The 20,418-nt window shown below is 65.1% G+C and carries 17 protein-coding genes and 2 riboswitches; of the genes, 2 read left to right on the top strand and 15 right to left on the bottom strand.

The features are described from left to right. Nucleotides 1-33 precede the first annotated feature (33 nt). From gcvP to gcvT, 3 genes are all read right to left on the bottom strand, one after another. On the bottom strand, nucleotides 34-2,886 hold the full coding sequence (gene gcvP / locus JC616_RS05840) for an aminomethyl-transferring glycine dehydrogenase (protein ID WP_227107185.1): 2,853 nt from the start codon (nucleotides 2,884-2,886) through the stop codon (nucleotides 34-36). A 123-nt stretch (nucleotides 2,887-3,009) separates the two neighbouring features. Beyond that, entirely contained in the window at nucleotides 3,010-3,396 is a 387-nt protein-coding gene (gcvH, locus tag JC616_RS05835; protein ID WP_107798347.1) for a glycine cleavage system protein GcvH, read from the bottom strand. A 73-nt stretch (nucleotides 3,397-3,469) separates the two neighbouring features. After that, nucleotides 3,470-4,558, bottom strand: a complete 1,089-nt coding sequence (gene gcvT, locus JC616_RS05830; RefSeq protein ID WP_227107183.1) for a glycine cleavage system aminomethyltransferase GcvT — start codon at nucleotides 4,556-4,558, stop codon at nucleotides 3,470-3,472. Nucleotides 4,559-4,599: 41 nt separating this feature from the next. After that, nucleotides 4,600-4,696: riboswitch (glycine riboswitch) on the bottom strand. Nucleotides 4,697-4,710: 14 nt separating this feature from the next. Then, nucleotides 4,711-4,802, bottom strand: a riboswitch (glycine riboswitch). Between the two features lie 245 nt (nucleotides 4,803-5,047). Here gcvT and JC616_RS05825 point away from each other — a divergent pair. Next, complete coding sequence (locus JC616_RS05825; protein WP_227107181.1) at nucleotides 5,048-6,730, top strand: dihydroxyacetone kinase family protein; 1,683 nt, start codon at nucleotides 5,048-5,050, stop codon at nucleotides 6,728-6,730. A 43-nt stretch (nucleotides 6,731-6,773) separates the two neighbouring features. On the opposite strand, the gene JC616_RS05820 is transcribed toward JC616_RS05825, so the two are convergent. The 3 genes from JC616_RS05820 to gluQRS form a co-directional block, all read right to left on the bottom strand. After that, nucleotides 6,774-7,526, bottom strand: coding sequence for a M15 family metallopeptidase (locus tag JC616_RS05820; protein ID WP_227107179.1), 753 nt, complete (start codon nucleotides 7,524-7,526; stop codon nucleotides 6,774-6,776). A 141-nt stretch (nucleotides 7,527-7,667) separates the two neighbouring features. Next, nucleotides 7,668-9,008 carry an amino acid permease gene (locus JC616_RS05815; RefSeq protein WP_227107177.1) on the bottom strand — a complete coding sequence of 447 codons (1,341 nt, stop codon included), beginning with the start codon at nucleotides 9,006-9,008 and terminating at the stop codon, nucleotides 7,668-7,670. Between the two features lie 423 nt (nucleotides 9,009-9,431). Next, complete coding sequence (gene gluQRS / locus JC616_RS05810) at nucleotides 9,432-10,319, bottom strand: tRNA glutamyl-Q(34) synthetase GluQRS (protein ID WP_227107175.1); 888 nt, start codon at nucleotides 10,317-10,319, stop codon at nucleotides 9,432-9,434. Between the two features lie 137 nt (nucleotides 10,320-10,456). Between gluQRS and fdxA the strand changes: the two genes are divergently transcribed. Further along, nucleotides 10,457-10,780, top strand: coding sequence for a ferredoxin FdxA (gene fdxA / locus JC616_RS05805; RefSeq protein WP_107798342.1), 324 nt, complete (start codon nucleotides 10,457-10,459; stop codon nucleotides 10,778-10,780). Nucleotides 10,781-10,883: 103 nt separating this feature from the next. Here the strand turns inward: fdxA and cheD are convergent, their stop codons facing one another. From cheD to JC616_RS05755, 9 genes are all read right to left on the bottom strand, one after another. Beyond that, a complete protein-coding gene (cheD, locus tag JC616_RS05800; protein ID WP_107798341.1) occupies nucleotides 10,884-11,492 on the bottom strand; it encodes a chemoreceptor glutamine deamidase CheD in 609 nt (202 codons plus the stop codon). Then, nucleotides 11,489-12,562 (bottom strand): protein-glutamate methylesterase/protein-glutamine glutaminase, encoded by a 1,074-nt coding sequence (locus JC616_RS05795; protein WP_227107173.1) that lies wholly within the window; start codon nucleotides 12,560-12,562, stop codon nucleotides 11,489-11,491. Before JC616_RS05795 ends, cheD begins: the two co-directional genes overlap by 4 nt. Nucleotides 12,563-12,637: 75 nt before the next feature. Further along, on the bottom strand, nucleotides 12,638-13,471 hold the full coding sequence (locus JC616_RS05790; RefSeq protein ID WP_227107171.1) for a CheR family methyltransferase: 834 nt from the start codon (nucleotides 13,469-13,471) through the stop codon (nucleotides 12,638-12,640). A 20-nt stretch (nucleotides 13,472-13,491) separates the two neighbouring features. After that, complete coding sequence (locus JC616_RS24595) at nucleotides 13,492-15,840, bottom strand: methyl-accepting chemotaxis protein (protein WP_404990262.1); 2,349 nt, start codon at nucleotides 15,838-15,840, stop codon at nucleotides 13,492-13,494. Nucleotides 15,841-15,850: 10 nt separating this feature from the next. Beyond that, a complete protein-coding gene (locus JC616_RS05775) occupies nucleotides 15,851-16,357 on the bottom strand; it encodes a chemotaxis protein CheW (protein ID WP_227107169.1) in 507 nt (168 codons plus the stop codon). Nucleotides 16,358-16,375: 18 nt separating this feature from the next. Further along, the gene (locus JC616_RS05770) at nucleotides 16,376-18,385 is read right to left on the bottom strand and encodes a chemotaxis protein CheW (protein WP_227107167.1); all 2,010 of its coding nucleotides are present in this window, start codon (nucleotides 18,383-18,385) and stop codon (nucleotides 16,376-16,378) included. A gap of 47 nt (nucleotides 18,386-18,432) precedes the next feature. Next, nucleotides 18,433-18,798, bottom strand: coding sequence for a response regulator (locus JC616_RS05765; RefSeq protein WP_043635932.1), 366 nt, complete (start codon nucleotides 18,796-18,798; stop codon nucleotides 18,433-18,435). 228 nt (nucleotides 18,799-19,026) lie between these two features. Beyond that, nucleotides 19,027-20,025 carry a SpoIIE family protein phosphatase gene (locus JC616_RS05760; protein WP_227107166.1) on the bottom strand — a complete coding sequence of 333 codons (999 nt, stop codon included), beginning with the start codon at nucleotides 20,023-20,025 and terminating at the stop codon, nucleotides 19,027-19,029. Between the two features lie 80 nt (nucleotides 20,026-20,105). Then, a complete protein-coding gene (locus JC616_RS05755) occupies nucleotides 20,106-20,411 on the bottom strand; it encodes an STAS domain-containing protein (protein WP_039754785.1) in 306 nt (101 codons plus the stop codon). Nucleotides 20,412-20,418 lie beyond the last annotated feature (7 nt).

Here is a 20,418-nt window from a genome sequence, read left to right as displayed (position 1 = left end):
GGGCCGGGGTGGTTTGGCGTCCGCCTGCGCGGATCAGACGTAGCTGTCGGTGGACGGGCAGCTGCACACCAGATTGCGGTCGCCGTATACGTCGTCGATGCGGTTGACGCTGGGCCAGAACTTGTTTTCCAGCACATAGTCCAGCGGGAAAAGACCGGTTTCGCGGCTGTACGGACGCTGCCAGTCGCCGGCGATGTCGGCCTTGCTGTGCGGCGCGTTGCACAAGGGATTGTTGTCCGCCGGCCACACGCCGTTCTGCACCTGGTCGATTTCCCGACGGATAGCCGCCATCGCCGCGATGAAACGGTCCAGCTCGACCTTGGGCTCGGACTCGGTCGGCTCAATCATCAGCGTGCCCGGCACCGGGAAGCTCATGGTCGGCGCGTGGAAACCGTAATCCATCAGCCGCTTGGCCACGTCCACTTCGGTCACGCCGCTGGAGGCCTTGAGCGGACGCAGATCGATGATGCACTCATGAGCCACCCGGCCGTTGGCGCCGGTGTACAGCACCGGGAAATGCTCGGCCAGCCGCGTCGCCACGTAGTTGGCGGACAGCAAGGCGTTCTCCGTGGCCTGCTTCATGCCTTCCGCGCCCATCATCGCGATATACATATAGGAGATGGGCAGGATGGAGGCGGAGCCGAACGGCGCCGCCGACACCGCCGTCTGGCCCGGCTGGGCGGTGGGCACCGAGGCCACCACGTGGTTGGCGATGAAGGGCGCCAGATGCGCTTTCAGGCCAATGGGGCCCATGCCCGGGCCGCCGCCGCCGTGCGGGATGCAGAAGGTCTTGTGCAGGTTCATGTGCGACACGTCGGCGCCGATGTCGGCCGGACGGCACAAGCCCACCTGGGCGTTGAGGTTGGCGCCGTCCATATACACTTGGCCGCCGTGCTGATGGATGATCGCGCAGATTTCGCGGATAGGCTGCTCGAACACGCCGTGGGTGGACGGATAGGTGATCATCAGCGCCGCCAGCTGAGCCGAATGCTGCTCGGCCTTGGCTTTCAGATCCGCGACGTCGACGTTGCCGGCCTCGTCGCAATCCACCACCACCACCTGCATATTCATCATCTGCGCGGTGGCCGGATTGGTGCCGTGGGCGGAGCGCGGAATCAGGCAGATATTGCGTTGGCCGTCGCCGCGCGACTCATGGTAACGGCTGATCGCCAGCAGGCCGGCGTACTCGCCCTGGGCCCCGGAATTGGGCTGCATCGAAATGATGTCGAAACCGGTGATCGCGCGCAGCTGCGTTTCCAGGCCGGCGATCATTTCCAGATAGCCCACCGTCTGTTCGCGCGGGGCGAACGGATGCATATTGGCGAACTCCGGCCAGGTGATCGGGATCATTTCGCTGGTGGCGTTGAGCTTCATGGTGCAGCTGCCCAGCGAGATCATCGAATGATTCATCGCCAGATCGCGGCTTTCCAGCTTCTTCATATAGCGCAGCATCTCGTGCTCGCTATGATGGGTGTTGAACACCGGGTGGCTCATGAAGGCGGATTCGCGCTTCAGTCCGGCCGGAATCGCGTCGGCGGCCGCGGCGTCCAGCGCGGCGATGTCGGCGCTCTTGCCGGTGAAGATTTCGATCAGACGAGCCAGATCGGCCTCGCTGGCCGCCTCGTGGAAGGCGACGCCCAGCACATTGCCGCCGGCGCGGCGCAGATTGTAGCCGGCGGCCAGCGCCGCCTGATACACCGCCTCGGCCTTGGGCGCCTCAACCTGCACCGTGTCGAAGAAGCGGTCGAACACCAGCTTGCCGCCGGCGGCCTTGACCGCGTGGGCGAAAATGGCCGCCAAGCGGTGAATGCGGGCGGCTATGCGCTTGACGCCTTCCGGACCGTGATACACCGCGTACATGCCGGCGATATTGGCCAGCAGCACCTGGCTGGTGCAGATATTAGAGTTGGCCTTTTCGCGGCGAATATGCTGCTCGCGAGTCTGCAGCGCCATGCGCAGCGCGGTCTTGCCCTTGGCGTCCACCGACACGCCGATGATGCGGCCCGGCGCAGAGCGCTTCATCTCGTCCTTGAAGGCGAAGTAAGCGGCGTGCGGGCCGCCGAAGCCCATGGGCACGCCGAAGCGCTGGGTATTGCCGATGGCCACGTCCGCGCCCATCTCGCCCGGCGATTTCAACGCCACCAAGGCCATGATGTCGGCGGCCACCACCGCCACCGCGCCCTTGGCCTTGACCGCGGCGATGTGCGGGGTCAGGTCGATCAGGTCGCCGGCTTCGCCCGGATATTGGAACAGGGCGCCGAAGTATTCGCCCTTGCCCGCCTCTTCCGGATGGCCCTGCACCAGCTCGAAGCCGAAGTACTTGGCGCGGGTCCGCATCACATCCAGGGTTTGCGGCAGCACGCGGCTGTCTACGAAGAACTGGCCGGACTTGGCCTTGGACACGCGGCGCGCCATCGCCATCGCCTCGGCGGCGGCGGTGGCCTCGTCCAGCAAGGAGGCGTTGGCCAGTTCCAGACCGGTCAGGTCTATCACCATTTGCTGGAAGTTCAGCAAGGCTTCGAGACGGCCCTGGGCGATCTCGGCCTGATACGGAGTGTAAGCGGTGTACCAGCCCGGGTTTTCCAGCAGATTGCGCAGGATCACCGTCGGGGTCAGCACCGGGTAATAGCCCTGGCCGATGAAGGATTTATTGACCACGTTCTTGGCGGCGACGGCCTTCAGCGCGGCCAGCGCCTCGGCTTCCGGCATCGGATCCGGCAGCTCCAGCTTGCGGTTCAGGTGAATGTCGGCCGGCAGCGTCTGCGCCACCAGTTCATCGATGGAGGCCACGCCGATGGCGGCCAGCATTTGCTCGCGCTCGGCGTCGGACGGGCCGATGTGGCGGGAGATGAATTCTTTGCGGTTGAAAAGTTCGGAGAGAGACATGAGTACGGGACCTTCTGTGCTTGCCGTCCGCGCCGCGGCTTGCGCGGCCAATCGGGTGTTGCTGGATAACCGGGCGAAAAAAACGCCTCGCGGCCGATTAGGACTGCGAGGCGGTTTTCACCATCAGGCGCCAATTTCCTTGGCGTAGGCGGCGGCGTCCATCAGGGCGTCCAGGTCCGCCGGATCCGCCGGCTTGATCTTGAAGAACCAGCCGGCGCCGTAGGGCTCGCCGTTGGCCAGTTCCGGTTCGGCTTCCAGTTCCTCGTTGATGGCCAGCACTTCGCCGGCAATCGGACAGTAGATGTCGGAAGCGGCTTTCACCGACTCCACCACGCCGGCCTGCTCTTCCTTGGCGAGCTTGGCGCCCACTTTCGGCAATTCGACGAAAACGATGTCGCCCAGCAGTTCCTGTGCGTGCTCGGTAATGCCCACGGTCACGGAGCCGTCGGCTTCCAGGCGCAGCCATTCGTGGCTTTCAACGTATTTGAGTTCGGCGGGGATGTTGCTCATGAGTGTCTCCAGTCAAATCCAGGTCTTAAACGATATTCCCGGCCGCGTCGCGCGGCCTGCCCAAGCACGCCGCTCAGGCGAAAACTTTTTTGCCGTTGCGCACGAACGGCATTTTGACCACGCGCACCTCGGTCAAGGTTCCGCGCAGATCCACCAGCGCCGTATCGCCGGTGCCGGCCGGCACGCGCGCGATCGCGATGGAGTGTTTGAGGGTGGGCGAGAAGGTGCCGCTGGTGATCACGCCCTCGCCTACGCCTTCCACCACCACTTTCAGGCCTTCGCGCAGCACGCCGCGGCCTTCCAGCACCAGGCCCACTTGCCTGGTTTTCAGGCCGGCGGCTTTCTGCGCCTCCAGCGCCTTGCGGCCGATGAAATCGCGCTCCGCCGGTTCCCAGGCGATGGTCCAGCCCATGCCGGCCTCCAGCGGGGAAACGGTTTCATCCATATCGTGGCCGTAGAGATTCATGCCGGCTTCCAGGCGCAGGGTGTCGCGCGCGCCCAGACCGATCGGCGCCACGCCGGCGGCCTGCAGTTGCTGGAAAAAGGCCGCGGCCTCGACGCCGGGCAGCATCACTTCCAGGCCGTCTTCGCCGGTGTAGCCGGTGCGGGCGTAGAACCAATCGCCGGCGGGCTGGCCTTGGAAGGGCTTCAAGGCCTGGATGACGTCGGCGAGCTCGGGCTTGACCGCGCAGACCTTGGCGATGGCCTGCGGGCCCTGCACCGCCAGGATGGACAGATCGCGGCGCACCTTGATGTCCACGTCGAAATCCGCCTTGCGCCCTTCCATCCAGGCCAGGTCCTTGTCGGTGGTGCCGGCGTTGATCACCATGCGGTAGCCGTAGGAGGTCAGATAGACGATCAGATCGTCCACCACGGTGCCGTCGGGGGTGAGCATGCCGGAATACAGCGCCTTGCCTTCGAAGCCGAGCTTGGCCACGTCGTTGGCGATCAAGCGCTGCAGCCAGACTTTGGCGTCCGGGCCGCTGATGTCCAGCACCGTCATATGGGAAACGTCGAACATGCCGGCGTCGCTGCGCACGATCTCATGTTCCTTGAGTTGGGAGCCGTAATGGATGGGCATTTCCCAGCCGGCGAAATCGACCATCTTGGCGCCGGCGGCGATATGGGATTCAAACAGGGGGGTGCGTTTCGGGGCCGTCATCGGTGCGTCCTTAGCAAAAGCGTGTAGTGTTGCTCTATTCCCTACACCCCTCTGTCCCTGCACCTGAGATTTTCCGGCCTTGCGGCCGTTAGCCCCTTCGGTGGGCATCCGCGGATGCCGCTCTCCAGATTCGGCGAACTGGCTGCGGCCAGTCCGATGATGCAGTCCTTTTGCCTGAGCGATTGCGGGTGCGCTTGCGCCTTCGGCGGTGGCGCGGACGGCCACTCTCTCCTGCATGACGAGCCAGATTATGGTTGCTGGGCCGGGGCTTGGCAAGCCGTGTTTATCTTCAACTTAAACAATGACTTAAAATATTCGAAACCGCAAAACATTGAACCGGCATTGCTTCGTTTAAGATCGATTACGAACATATTTCATTTCCTTATCGATCAAAAAATAGATGACCACCCCATTGCGCCGGCGCTGATCGTAAGATGACATCCATCTTGACCAAGCACGATCTCTATCCGATCTGGAAAGGAAACCGCGATGCGAAAACTGATCAACGATCCGCGCCATGTGGCGCGGGAGATGCTGGAAGGCCTGGCCGACACCCTGCCCGGCCTGGCGCTGCTCGAGGAAGAAAACGTCTTGCTGCGGGCGGACCTTCCCGCCGGCGGCCTGCGCGACAAGGTGGCGCTGATTTCCGGCGGCGGCAGCGGCCACGAACCGGCCCACGCCGGCTACATCGGCCACGGCATGCTGGACGCCGCCGCGGTGGGCGACGTGTTCACCTCGCCCAGCGTAGACACCGTGCTGGCGGCGATCCGCGCCGTCGCCGGCCCCAAGGGCGTGCTGCTCATCGTCAAGAACTACACCGGCGACCGGCTCAACTTCGGCCTGGCGGCGGAACTGGCCCGCGCCGAGGGCATCGCCGTCGACAGCGTGGTGGTGGCCGACGACGTGGCGCTTCGCGACACCGTGGAGCCGGCGCGCAGGCGCGGCATCGCCGGCACGGTGCTGGTGCACAAGATCGCCGGCGCGGCGGCCGCCTCCGGCGCCGGCCTGGCCGAGGTCGCCGCCGCGGCGCGGCAGGCTGCGGAACAGGTGGCCACCATGGGCGTGGGCCTGGGCGCCTGCACGGTGCCGGCCACCGGCCGCCCGGGCTTTCAACTGGACAGCGGGGAGGCGGAACTGGGCCTGGGCATACACGGCGAAGCCGGCGTGCGCCGCGTGGCGACGCCATCGGCCGCCGATTTGTGCGCGACGCTGCTGGACGCCATCTTGCAAGACCGCGGCTGGCGTTCGGGACACAGGGTGGCGCTGCTGGTCAACGGCCTGGGCGGCACGCCGCCGATGGAGCTGGCCATCGTCGCCCGCGCCGCGCTGGCGCATCTGCGCCTGCGCGGCCTACAGGTGGAACGCGCCTGGAGCGGCAACTTCATGACCGCGCTGGAAATGCCCGGCTGCTCCTTGTCCCTGATGGCGCTGGACGATCAGCGCCTCAACTGGCTGGATCAAACCACCCTGGCGCCGGCCTGGCCCGGCTCAGGCCGTCTGCCGGCGCAACGCCAGCTGCGCGCCGCGCCGCCCCGCGACGCTTTCACGCCCTCGGCCGCCGCGGCCGATCCCCGTTTGCGCGCCGCGGCCTGGGCCGCGGCCGACGCGCTGGACGCCGCCGAGCCGCTGTTGACCGAACTGGACGGCGCGGCCGGGGACGGCGATCTGGGCGTCAGCATGCAGCGCGGCGCGGCCGCGATCCGGGCCTTGCCCGACAGCGCATGGAGCGACCCCGCCACGGCGCTGCGCGCGGTCGGCCAGGCCTTGCGCCAGGCCATCGCCGGCAGCTCCGGGCCTTTCTACTCCACCGCCCTGCTGCGCGCGGCGCGGCGGCTGGACACGACGACCCCGCCCACCCCGAAGGACTGGGCGGCCGCCTTTCTGGACGGCGTCGCCGCCGTCGCGGAACTGGGCGGTGCGCAAGTGGGCGACCGCACCATGCTGGACGCCTTGTCCCCCGCCGCCGACGCTTTCGCCTCCGCCCTGGACGCCGGACAGGCTCCGGAGACGGCCTGGCGTTCGGCGCTGACAGCGGCGGAGCGCGGCTGCGCGGCAACCGCCGCCATGCGGCCGCGCCTGGGCCGGGCCAGCTATCTGGGCGAACGGGCGCTGGGCGTGCCGGACGCGGGCGCCAGCGCCGCGCTGGTCTGGTTGAAGGCGCTGACCGGCTAGCGCCAGGCCATGGGCCGCCGCGCCCGCGCGGCGGCCCTGGCGATCAGGCCGGTCTCTCCGGCTCGGCCTCCATCGACGGATAGATCCAATCCACGCCCAGCGCCTGCCCCCACAGGCAGTCGCCCAGATCGTAATGCCACCATTCCTCGGCATAATTGCTGAAACCGGCCTGCTTCATCAGATTGAACAAGACGCGGCGATTGTGACGCACCGTCAGCCAGCGCTCAGAGGAAAAACCCAGGGCCGGATCATGCGGCGCTTCGAAGAAATCGGTGCGCGACGCCGGCTCCGCCGCATCGAAGGCCGTGCCGAAATCGCAGATCTCGCCCGTGTCCATCCGGCAGATCGCCAGGTCCACGGCACCGCCGGAATTGTGCGGCAACACCGCGAAACGGGCGGTGTCGTCCGGGTGGGCGGCGAACAATCGCGCCTGCCGCTCCACCGCCGCCGCGTCCCAGTCCGGGTGCGCGGCGCGCACATCGTCCAGCACCATCTGAAACAGATCCGCCTGGGTTTCGCGGCTGCGGTAGGCGTCGAACAGCAGCAAACCGTACTCCGGCGCCAGCCGCGCCGCCGTCTCGCGCAAGCGGCGCGAGACAAAGGAGCGCGCCGACATGCCTTCGGCGCAGCCTTTGCGGCCGGCGCGGTAATAGCTGTTTTCCGGAAACAGGCCGTCCGCGCGCTCAAGCGCGCAGGGCGCGTTCTCCGCCCGCATCCGCGCCAGCGTCTGCGCGTCCGGCAGCGGATAGGTGAAATCGATGGCGACGAGCGCGTGATCGGCGGCGCTTATCCTCATGGCAACTCCCGGTCTGAAAGCAAAGCGCCCTAGTAGGCCATCAGCCGGCGGCATAGGCAAGCCCGTTGACTCATGACGATAGGCTTGCGCAAAAAGAAAACGCGGCTTGAGCCGCGTTTGGGATCCGACATCGCCTCTCCTTCATGAAGGATCGGCGTAACGCTCCTTCACCTGCCAGACATAGACCGGCAAGCCCAGCAGCAGCAGAATCATGCCCCACATCACGATGTCGGCGCCGGAGCCGTACAAGGCCCAGACCGAATAGGCGAAACCCACGCCGGCGAAGCACAGCGGCGCCAGGAAGTCCTTGCGCTGGAACTGCTGAGGGCGCATCAGCATGATGGCGAGCAAGGCCATCGAGCAAAAAGCGTAGGGCAGCAAAGTGGTGGCGGTGGCCAGCAGAATGATGAACTCGAAAATCTTGACGCCGCCGTCGCCGCCGGCGTACTTCATCGCCATCAGCACCGTCACCAGCCCGCTGGACAGCAGCAGGCCGAAAATGGGCACGCCCTCGCGGTTCATCTGGGCGAAACGACGGGGAAACAGGCCGTCGTGCGCGGCCGCGGCCGGCACGTGCGCCTGCATCAGGCTCCAGCCGTTGAGCGCGCCGAAGCAGGACACGATGGCGCCGAAACCCACCAGGTAATAGCCCCAATCGCCCCACATCAGCCGGGCGGCGTCGGCAAAGGGCGCCTGGGAGGCGGCCAGCATCGCCGGCGGCATCAAGCCCATCAAGGCCACCGTGGACAGGATGTAGAGCACGGTGGCGATCAGAGTGCCCAGCACCGTGGCGCGCGGAATGTTTTTTTCCGGCTCGATCACGTCGCCTGCCGGCACCGACGCCGATTCCAGCCCCAGGAAGGCCCACAAGGTCAGCGCCATGGTGGCGGACACCGAACTGAGCAGCGGCTTGTCGTGAGGGTTGAACACGATATTGTCCGGCTGCATGTGGAAAAAGCCGATGAAGGTGACGGCGGCCAGCGGCAACAGCTTGAGCAAGGTGGTCGTCACCGCCACCAGGCCGGAACTGCGCGCGCCGCGGCTGTTGATCCAGGTGACGATCCAGATCAGGCTGATGGCGAACACGCCGGCCAACACATTATTGTGGCCCAGCGCCGGAACGAATACCTGCATATAGCTGGTGGCGGCCACCGCCAGGGCCGCATTGCCGGCCCACAGCGCAATCCAGTAGCCCCAGGCGATCCAGAAGCCGGCGAAACCGCCGAAGGCTTCGTGAATATAGGCGTACGGCCCGCCTTCCTTGGGCAGGATGGCCGCCAGCCGGGCGAACACCAAGGCCAGGCAGATCGCGCCGGCGGCGGTGAGCAGCCAGCCTATCATCGACACGCCGCCGAACGGCGCCAGCGACGCGGGCAGCAGGAACACGCCGGAGCCGATCATATTGCCCACCACCAAGGCGGTGCACATCCATACGCCCAGCGCCCGGGTCTTGGTCTTGCTGTCTAAATTGGTATTGCTCAAGGCTTGGTCTCCATCGGGCCTGCCGATTGACGGGCGCGCCGCGCGCGCATGTTTACGTTCATGCGATGGCGCCGGCGGAATTGGCCTGGCCAGTTCCGTTCGCATTCAGACTGATACGGCTGAAAAAGCGCCCATGATAGAGGGCCTCGCCCGCAAGCTGGGCATGCTTTCTTCAAACCGCTTGACCGGAGTCAACTGAAGCGGGACTTTGCGCCAGTGCGCGCGCATGAAAAAAAGGCGGCATTAGAACACAAATTCGACATAAAAACATGTCGCATTTTCCGCATATCAAGGAGAAGACGATGGCGACCCGCTTGCCGCGGCCGATGATGCGCAACAAGCGCGTGCGCAGATGCCAATATAGGCCAGCCGGGATGGAAAAAAAGACGTCAAACGCATAATTTTGGCATAAAACGGCGCAATTCAGCCGGCAAGCACCGGTCCGACCGGCACGCGCGCCAGCGACCAATGCGCTCGCGCCCACTGCCACAACTCGGCCAGGCCGCCGCACTCCTCCGGCGGAACATGCCCCAGGCGGCTTAAGGCCAGGCGCAAGGCCGCTGCGGCGTCCTCGGCCGCCACCGCCGGCGCCAGCGTCTGCTTGGACAGCTTCTCCCCCGCGGCGTTGACCAGCACCGGCAGATGACAATAACCCGGCGTCGCCACGCCCAGCGCCTGCTGCACCGCCACTTGACGCGGCGTGGACACCAGCAGGTCGGCGCCGCGCACCACATCGTTCACCCCTTGCTCCGCGTCGTCCACCACCACGGCCAATTGATAGGCCCAAAAGCCGTCCGCGCGCAGCAAGACGAAATCGCCGATGTCGGCCGTCAGATTCTGACGGTAGGGCCCTTGCAGGCGGTCCGCCACCACGGTGTCGCCGGGCGCCGCCCGCAAGCGCCAGGCGCGGCCGCCCTCTTCCGGACGCCGCCGCCGGCAATGGCCGGGATAGACGTAGCCGTCCAGGCCGCGCCGCGCGGTCTTGGCGATCTCCTTGCGCGTGCAATTGCACGGATAGGCGTGGCCGGAGGCGATCAACTGCTCCAGCGCCTGACGGTACAGCTCGTGGCGACGGCTTTGATACACCACTTCGCCGTCCCATTCGAAGCCATAGGCGTCCAGCGTGCGCAGGATGGCGTCGGCGGCCCCGGCCACCTCGCGCGGCGGGTCCAGATCCTCCATCCGCAGCAGCCACTCGCCGCCGCGCGCGCGCGCCTCCAGATAACTGCCGACGGCGGTGCACAAGGAGCCGGCGTGCAGCAAGCCGGTGGGACTGGGGGCAAAACGCCCGCGATAGCGAGAAGAGTTCATGACGGATAGGAAATTTACGGCGGCAATGCGTTGTGAAGGGAATTTCTGGCTAATAATGTTGACTGATACGCTCGAATCATCGCCCCGCCGCCGCGCCAAACGGCGCCGGCCGGCTTTCGACGACCAAGGAGCTGAACATGGCCTACGTTGTAACCGATGCCTGCATCAAATGCAAATACACCGATTGCGTCGATGTCTGCCCGGTGGACTGCTTTCACGAAGGCCCCAATTTTCTGGCGATCGACCCCGAGGAATGCATCGATTGCACGCTATGCGTGGCGGAATGCCCGGTGAACGCGATCTACGCGGAAGACGACGTTCCGCCGGGACAAGAGGGTTTCGTCGCGCTCAACGCCGAATTGTCCAGGCTCTGGCCCACCATCACGGAGAAGAAGGACCCGCTGCCGGACCATGAGGACTGGGCGGAGGTCGAAGGCAAGCTGCAACACCTGGAGCGCTGAGAAGCTCGCCCGGTCTCGCGAAACGCGAGACCGGGCGAAACGCTAGGAAACGAGGAAGGTAAGCGCATTGCGTCTCACGACGCGCGGCGGACGTTGAGCCGCATCAGATAAACAGCTCGATATCGCCGGACTTGCCGGCCACCTCCGGCTGCATCACCTGCTGACGATAGCGGGTCTCCTCGCTGATCAGGCTGCGGCTGCGCTTGAGCTTCTTGACCAGCACCTTGCCGCTGTCGGTGAAGAAATACACTTTGCGCGCGCAGTCGCCCAACAGGTCCTCGGCCAGAATGGGAATCCTTTCCGCATCCAGGTAGCCGTGGATGAAGCGGCGATTGCGCTCGCCCACGTTCATCACCGACATGCCCTCCAGCACATTGCCGCCGCCGAAGACCTTGGCTTCCATCCGATGGCGCATCGCGCCCAGTTTCTGCATTTCGGTAATCATCAACTCCATCGCGTGCACGCCGAAACGGGCGGCGGACGCGCCCTCGCCCACCTCGATGCTGCCCTCGGGCAACAGGAAATGGTTCATGCCGGCCACATTGGCTGTCCGGTCCAGCATGCATACGGCCACGCAGGAGCCCAGCAAGGTCACCAGCAGCTGCGGCTGGCCGGTGACGTAGAAGCCGCCGGGAAACACCTTCACCGCCTGGCTTTGAAAATGCTTGTCGAAATACGAATGGCTGCTGAAATGCACCGCGCCGTTCTTCATAACATCGCCTTTTCCGCCTTGCCGTACAGGCAGGCCATGATTTTGGAGGGCAGCGCGTCCAGCGGCCACTCCTGTTGCACGCCGCCGGCCTTCATCGCTTCCCGCGGCATGCCGTACACCACGCAACTGGCCTCGTTCTGACCGAAGGTGACCGCGCCGGCGTCGCGCATCCTGCGCAGGCCGTCCGCGCCGTCCCGCCCCATGCCGGTCAGGATCACGCCGATGGCGCGCTTGCCCAGGCAGCGCGCGGCGGAGTCGAACAGCGCGTCCACCGACGGCCGGTGCCGGTTCACCTTGTCGCTCTGATCCAATTCGATGCGAAAACCGTCCGCGGCGGCCTGCACCCGCATATGCCAATCGCCCGGCGCGATATAGGCCACGCCCTGCCGCACCGGCTCGCCCGCCTCCGCCTCCTTCACCCGCATCGGACAGCTGGCGTTCAAGCGCGCGGCGAAGCTGGCGGTGAAATGCTCGGGCATATGTTGAACTACCAAGATGGGCGGGCATGTCGCGGGCAGGCCGCTCAGCAGCGCGCGGATCGCCTCGGTGCCGCCGGTGGAGGCGCCGATGAACAACATCGCCTGCTGCGCGCCGGCGCCCAAGAGCGGCGCCGGCGGCGGAACATCAGCCGGGCGGTGAAAACGATGCGGCGCCCGGACCCTGGCCGCGGCCGCGGCCCGTATCTTGTCCCGGATCTCATCGGCGTAATCGCCCATGCGCCTGGCGATATCGTGCGCCGGCTTGGACAGAAAGTCGATGGCGCCCAGCTCCAGCGCCGTCAGCGTCGCCTCCGAACCCTGCTGCGTCAGCGAGGAGATCATCAGCACCGGCGTCGGCCGCAGCCGCATCAGCCGGCGCAGGAACTCCAGGCCGTCCATCCGCGGCATTTCAACGTCCAGCGTGATTACGTCCGGATCCAGCGCGCGGATGCGCTCGCGCGCGATCAGCGGATCGGAGGCGGTGGCCACCACTTCCATGTCCGGCGCTTCGTCGATGATGGAGGTCAGCAGATTGCGGATCAGGGCCGAGTCGTCCACCACGATTACCCGAATTTTTTTTTCCAGCGCCATCCACGCTCCCGGATCGATAAACAAGGCTCATAAACTCGCGCCGCAGCGCGACGGCCGGACGCACGGAACGCCTGATCAGGCCAGCCGGTAGCTGGTCTTGCCGCAGGGGACGAAGGCGTCGCTCAGGTGCAGGATGTTTTCCGAATGCCCCAGCAGCAGCAGCCCGTCCGGAGCCAGATGCCGCGCCATATGATTGAGTATGGCCGCCTGCGTCGGCTTATCAAAATAGATCAGCACATTGCGACAGAAAATGACGTCGAACTCCCCCAGCGGCGGCCATTCCTCCGCCACCAGATTCATCTGGAAAAACGTCATCGCCTCGCGCACGCGTTTCTTCAGGCGCACCTTGCCCTCATTGGCGCCTACGCCCTTGTCGAAAAAACGGCGCAACTGCGGCTCCGGCAACTGGCTGACGCGCTCGCGCAGATACACGCCGCGCATCGCCTGTTGCAGCACATGGGTATCGATGTCGGACGCCAGCAACTCGCAGGGGAAGGGCCGCAAGCTCTCCGTCAACTCCGCCATGGTGATGGCGATGGAGTAAGGCTCCTCGCCGGTCGAGGACGCCGCGCTCCAGACCCGGTACGGCCGGCCGCGCTTGCGCCAGCGCTCGGCGTGGGCGCGCAGCATGTCGAAATGATGCGGCTCCCGAAAAAACGAGGTCAGATTGGTGGTCAGCGCGTTGATGAAATTCTGCCATTCCTCCGACAAGGCGTCCTGATCCAAGCGGTCCAGATACTCGGCGAAGCTTTTCAGGCTCAAAGCCCGCACCCGCTTGGCCAAGCGCGCGTAGGCCATATGCGTCTTGCTGTCGTTGAGGGCGATGCCGACCCGCTGGTACACCATGTCGCGGATGCGGCGAAAATCCTCGGGCGTGAACGTGATGTCCAATTCCAAGCCCGCCAACACGGCCCCTCCGGACCTGTGCCTCAAAACTCCTCCCACTCGCCGTCGCTCAGGTCCACCTGCGGATGCAGCCGCGCCGGCACCACGATCTTGCCCGCCGGCTTAGCCGGCGCCGGATTGACGCCGCCGGCATGGGCGGCCGGCTCCGCCGCCGACGCGACGCGCGCTGGCGCTTGCCGCAGACGCGGGCCATGTTCTCCCAACTTGAACACCTGCACCGCGTCGTCCAGATAGCGCGCCTGCTCTTCCAGCGACTCCGCCGCCGCCGCGGCCTGTTCCACCAGCGCGGCGTTCTTCTGCGTGTTCTCGTCCATCTGCGTCACCGCCAGATTGACCTGTTCAATGCCCGAGCTCTGCTCGATCGACGCGGCGGAGATATCGCTCATGATGTCGGCGACGCGGCGGATGGAGATCACGATCTCGTCCATGGTGCTGCCGGCCTCGTCCACCAGCTTGGAGCCGGACTCGACCTTGGCCACCGAGTTGCCGATCAAGCCCTTGATCTCCTTGGCGGCGGCGGCGGAGCGCTGCGCCAGATTGCGCACCTCGCTGGCCACCACGGCGAAGCCGCGCCCTTGCTCGCCGGCCCGCGCCGCCTCCACCGCGGCGTTGAGCGCAAGGATATTGGTCTGAAAGGCGATGCCGTCTATCACGCTGATGATGTCGACGATCTTGCGCGCGCTGTCGTTGATCTCGTTCATGGTGGCCACCACGTCGCCCACCACCTTGCCGCCGCGCGCGGCGATGTCGGAGGCGCCGGTGGCCAGCGTATTGGCCTTCTTGGCGTTCTCCGCGTTCTGCCGTACCGTGCTGGTGATTTCCTCCATGCTGGAAGCGGTTTCCTCCAGGCTGGCGGCTTGCTGCTCAGTGCGGCTGGACAGATTGGCGTTGCCGGAGGCGATCTCGCGCGCGGCGGTGTTGATCGCGTCGGTGGACTCCTTGATGTTGGACACGATTTCCTTCAGCCGCATCACCGTGGTATTGGTATCGTTCTGCAACTGGCTGAACAAGCCCTGGTAATCGCCCTTGATCGCATGGGTGAGATCGCCCTTGGCCAGAGCCGCCAGCACGGTGGCGATATCGCCCAGGCCCTGGCTGGTCACCGCCAGCAATTGGTTGACGCTTTCGCCCAGCTGGCGGAAAAAGCCGTCCTTGCCTTCCAGATTGATGCGCCGGTCGAAATCGCCGGCCGCGGCGGCGGAGATGATGCTGGCCACCTCTTTCTCTATCTCCACCTCCCCGGTGCGGTCCTTCCATTCCACCACCGTGCCCAAACGGGAACCGTCGGTGCCGAACACCGGATTGGCCACCAGGCCGAAAATGCGCGTGCCTATATTGATCTGCGCGCGATAAGTGGCGCTCAGATTGGCCAACAGATCGCGCTGATGCGCCGGATTGCTGTGGAAAACATCCATATTGGCGCCCAGCATCGCGCGCGCGTCGAAATTGGGCAAGGCCTGGCGCAGATCGGCCTCGGCGCGACGCATCATCTCCAGCACGCTGTGATTGGTGTAGATGATGTTGCGCTCGTTGTCGGCGATCATCACATTGGTGGAGGCGTTGTCCAGCGCGTTGCGCACCCGGATGTTCTCGATCGCCTTCTCGGCCAGCAAACTCATCGACGCGAACAGGCTGTGCTGGTCGCCCGGTTTGACCTTGATTTCGGAGCGCACCTGGCCTTCGGTCAACTCCCGCATCACTTTGACCAGTTCCGCCGGCTCCCCGCCCAGTTGGCGCATCAGCGAGCGGATGATGAAGACGCCGAAGCCGACGCCGATGAGCAGGGCCAGCAGCGTAAAGGCGAACAGCAGTTTGTAGGCCTGCCGGGAGTTGTCGCTGGCATCCTGTCCCGCCTTGCGCATCAGGTTCTCTTCAAACGCGATGTAGCGGTCGATCGAAGCCATGTATTTGAGCTGGGTGTCGCGCAGGGTGACGAACAGATAATCGCGGGCCTGCACATCGCGCCCCTGCGCCTGCATGCGCCGGAACACGTTCAGCTCGGAGCGGAAACTGGCCTCGTCGGAGCGCATCGCCTCGAAAAGCGGCCGCCCGGCGCTGCCGACATTCGGCTCCAAAGCCGTCATCCGCTGCGTCAGATTGGCCAGGCTCTCGTCGATCTGCTGATTGAACTCCTTGATCAGTTGGGCATCCTTGCTCAGCAGCAGATTACGCACGTCCCGAGACGCCAGGTCGACATTGGCGGCGATCTTGTGCGCGGCGCTGACCTGCGGGATATGCACGCCGGAAATATTGACCAGATCATCGGCCAGTCCCTGCAGCTGTCTGACCGCCAGCGTCATCGCCACCGCCAGCAACAGGATCAGCAGACCGAAGCCCAGGATCAGTCTATGGATCACTTTCATATTGTTCATGCTTCGCCCCCTAATTCGCTTGCACTCGAGCCGCGGCGTCAGTCAACGCCATTTCCTCGCTGCCCATCAGCCTCTCGATATCGACCACGATGATCATGCGCTCGTCCAGCGTGCCCAGTCCTTCGATATAGGCGGTGTCCACCGCCGCGCCAAACTCCGGCGCGGCGCGCAGCGCATCGCTCTCCAGCTGAATCACGTCCGACACGCCGTCCACCACCGCGCCGATGACCCGCCCGCACACATTCAGCACGATCACCACGGTGAACGCGTTGTACACCGGTTCGCCTATGCCGAACTTCAGGCGCAAATCCACGATGGGCACGATATGGCCGCGTAGATTGACCACGCCCTTGATAAAGTCCGGCGCGTTGGCGATGCGGGTCACCGCGTCGTAACCGCGGATCTCCTGCACCTTCAAAATATCGATGCCGTATTCTTCCGTCCCCAGCGTGAACACCAGCAGCTCATTGCCCGAGCGTCTCTGCGCCAGGCCCGGACCATCCCGTTCCGCCACCATTTTTTTATCCTTGTTGTTTCATGCGTCCAGCGCCATACGCTGGTTGTGCCGCGCAATCGCGGCGATGTCCAAGATCATGGCCACCTGACCGTCGCCAAGGATCGTGGCGCCGGAAATGCCGTCCACCTTGCGGTAATTCGTTTCCAGATTCTTCACCACGAACTGCTGCTGGCCGATCAAGTCGTCCACCAGCAGCGCCAGCCGGCTATTGCCGGCCTCCACGATCACCAGGATGGCCTCGCTCGGCGTCCGCCTCGCGTCCGGAATGGAGAAAAACCGGCCCAGTGGCACAATCGGCAGGTACTCGCCGCGGATGGCCACCACCTGGCCGCGAGCGGCCACTGTCTTGATTTCGCTCGGCGCCGGCTGCAAGGACTCCAATACCGCGCCCAAGGGCATCACATAGGTTTCCGCGCCGATGCGCACTGACATGCCGTCCATGATCGCCAGCGTCAGCGGCAGATGAATGCTGATGGTGGTGCCGATGCCGGCCATGGAGTCGATCTCCACCCGGCCGCCCATGCTCTGAATGTTGCGCTTGACCACGTCCATGCCCACGCCGCGGCCGGACACTTCGGTCACCTCGGCGGCGGTGGAGAAGCCGGCTTCGAAAATCAGATTCCACACCTCGGCGTCGCAAAGCGAGGCCGGCGCCGCCAAACCGCCTTGCCGCGCCTTGGCCAGAATCCGCTCCCGGTTCAGCCCGGCGCCATCATCGCTGACTTCGATGACGATATTGCTGCCCTGATGGAAGGCGCGCAGCGTCAGCCGTCCCATCGGGTCCTTGCCGGCCGCCAGCCGCGCTTCCGGGGCCTCGATGCCGTGGTCCAGGCTGTTGCGCACCAGATGAGTCAGCGGATCGGACAGCTTCTCGATGAAGCCCTTGTCCAGCTCGGTGCCCTCGCCCATCATCGTGAGCTCCACCTTCTTGCCCAGACGGCCGGCCAGATCGCGCACCACGCGCGGGAAGCGGTTGAACACGAAGGCGATCGGCGTCATCCGGATGGACATCACCGCCTCCTGCAGTTCCCGCGCGTTGCGCTGCAAGGCGCCGATGCCGCCTAGCAGGCGCTCGTGCGCCACCGGGTCCAGACCCGCGCCGGACTGCGTCAGCATGGACTGGGTGATCACCAGCTCTCCCACCAGGTTGAGCAGCAAATCCACCTTGTCGATATTGACCCGGATCGAATTCTCGCCCACCGCGCCGCCGCGCGCCGCCGGCTTGGCCGCGTCGGGGTCTAAGGCCGGCGCCTCGTCCTGCGGCGCCGTCTCGGCTGGCGGCGGCTCGAACAGGCCAAAGCCGTCGCCCTCCAGCCAGACCGAAGCGTCCGGCTCCGGCGCCGCCTCGAGAAACAGCCCGAAGCTGCCCTCCTCCTCCACCCCATGATCGACGTTGATGCGGAAGCTGTCCTGCGGCAAGGCGAAGGCCAGCGACTCCGCCACCTCGGCAGCGTCCAGCGGCGAGGTGAACACCGCCACCCAGGGCAGCTTGTCGGCGTCCTCGCCGTGCTGCACCACGCTCAAGTCCCCGTGCTCGGCCAGCGACTCCAGCAAGGCGTCGATATCGACGCCGTCCACCACGTCGATTTCCAGGTACAACGTCCAGTGCCGCGTCTCCTCCGGCGTCGCCCGCCGCGTCGCGGCCTCCGCCGGCGCGGCGGCCAGCGCCTCCAGCTGCGCCTTGAGTTCGCCGGCCAGCGCCGCGTCGGCCTCGCCCTTGCCCTTGTGCGCCGCCAGCATCCCGTACAGCACGTCCTTGGCCCGCAGCACCAAATCCACCAGATCCGAACTCAAGGCGCGCGCGCCGCGCCTCACCTCGTCCAGCAAACCTTCGAGCACATGGGTCAGATCCGCCATATCGGCGAAACCGAAGGTGGCGGCGCCGCCCTTGATCGAATGCGCGGCGCGGAACACCGCATGCAAATCCTCCTGCTGCGGACAGGACTGGTCCATGCCCAGCAGCAGGCTCTCCATGCTGGACAAGTGTTCATCCGCCTCATCAAAAAACACTTGATGAAACTGCGACATGTCGATTGCCAAAAGCTCGCTCCTCGCCGTGCCCAAGATCAGCCGATTCAGCCGATCACGCGCTTGACCACATCCAGCAGCTTCTGCGGATCAAAAGGCTTGACCAGCCAGCCGGTGGCGCCGGCCGCGCGGCCAAGCGCCTTCATCTGATCGCTGGACTCCGTGGTCAGCATCAGGATAGGCGTCGTCGTATACGCCGGCAGCTTGCGCAAGGAGCGGATCAAGGTCAGCCCGTCCATGCCCGGCATGTTCTGGTCGGTCAGCACCAGATTGAACTGCCCACCCTGCGCCTTGGCCAGGCCGGCGTTGCCGTCTCCGGCCTCCACCACCTCGTAGCCGGCGCTTTTCAAGGTGAACGACACCATCTGTCGAATCGAAGCGGAATCGTCAACCGTCAGTATTTTTTTGTGCATAACATCCCCGTTTCAGGAAACCGCCCGCCGCTCGTCCGACGCAGTCCGCGCCGGGTCCGTTTCCCATTCTTTACCTTGCTCGCTCGTCGTCTCGCGCCGCGGCGGCGAGACGACCGATTCGCCCAAGCGCTGAAATTCGCGCAGATATTAATGATTGATCAACTAAAAAGCCCGCGGATTCAAGCCAGAATCCGCGCGGAACCGGCGCACGCCGCCAATGGACATTCTTCAAGCCGGCCGCGGCGGCGCCGACGACGGCACGGCGAAAGCCAGCGACGACATGTCGTCATTGTATGGGCTGCTGAAGCCTAGCGGAATTGACGGCAAGGGGCCATAGCCGAAACCGTCGGTCGAGGAAATGCTGGACAAGCGCAGCAAACGCGACAGCAGATACGGCAGATCCGACTCCTCCATGCCGTCGCTGTGCGCCAGGAAGTGCTGGCCTTCCGCCCAGGGCAGCGCCAGCGGCTCCAGCGGTTCGATGTCGGCTCGCAGGCCCAGCGGACTGCACATGGAAGAAAAGCGCTGTTCCAGCCTGGTGGACAGGAACAACAGAATGTCCGGCATGCCGGCGTTGACCAGCCTCACCATGCGTGCGGCCCAATCGATCTCCAGCAAAGCGCTGCCGACGTAGCGTCCATCGGCCACATGGCTATGCATGAAGACGTTGAGCTCCCGCAGGGCGGACAAGGACAGAGGCTGCTCCAGCAGCACCCGCGACGCGCCCAGCGCCAACAGCGCGGCGTCCAGCGCCGAACCCTGGCCGTGGCCGGACGCGTCGCCCAGGATCAGCAAAGTCCGCTCCGGCAAATCCGCGCGCAGCACCACGTCGCCGCCCACCGCGTCCACCGGCTTGACCGACACTTCCAGGGGAAACACGCGGCCCGACGCCTGTCCCGACGGACGGTACAGGGACATGGCGCCGTTGATGATGTCGAACGCCGCCGCGCCGAACAAGCGCGGGCAGAGCGCATGTTGCTGCCAATGCCAGGCCAGCAGGCGGCTGCGCAGCAAATCCGCGTCGAAGTCGCCGCGCAGAAAATGAATACTGGGCGTAGCCAGCCAGGGCGCCGCGCGCCCCGAGGAAAACACCCACAAGGGCTTGTCGCCCTCCCACTGCTCGAACAGCTCGGCCGGAGCGTCCGCCAGATTCGTCAGCCAAAGATCCTGCTTGCCGCCCACCGCGAAGTCGGCGCCACCGCAAAACCACCAATCCAGCGCCGACAACCAAGGATCGCCACGAACCCGTGCCTCGGCATCAGCGGACAACCAGGCCCGGATGCGCACAGACGCTCCAATGCTTGAACTTACTTAATGGTGAACATCTTGTTGAAGCAGGCGATTTCGAACACCTGCATCACCGCCTCGCGGCAATTGATCAAGGTCATGCTCTTCTTCTGCCCCGCCGCGCGCTCCTTCAGCAACAACAGCATGCCCAGCGCGGAACTGTCCAGGAAGGGCACCTGATCGAAATCGATCTCGATCTCCTGCACCTCCGGATTGTCCAGCAACTCCTGGCTGGCCTGCCGGAATTCCCGATGCAAGTTGAAGTCGAATTGCCCGATCAGGATCATCTTTCCAACTCTGCCCTCGACTTTGACAATGGGTCTCATGCGGCGT

The organism is Chromobacterium rhizoryzae, from assembly GCF_020544465.1.
Classification (GTDB): Bacteria; Pseudomonadota; Gammaproteobacteria; order Burkholderiales; family Chromobacteriaceae; genus Chromobacterium.
This window is presented reverse-complemented; position numbering and strand designations above follow the sequence as displayed.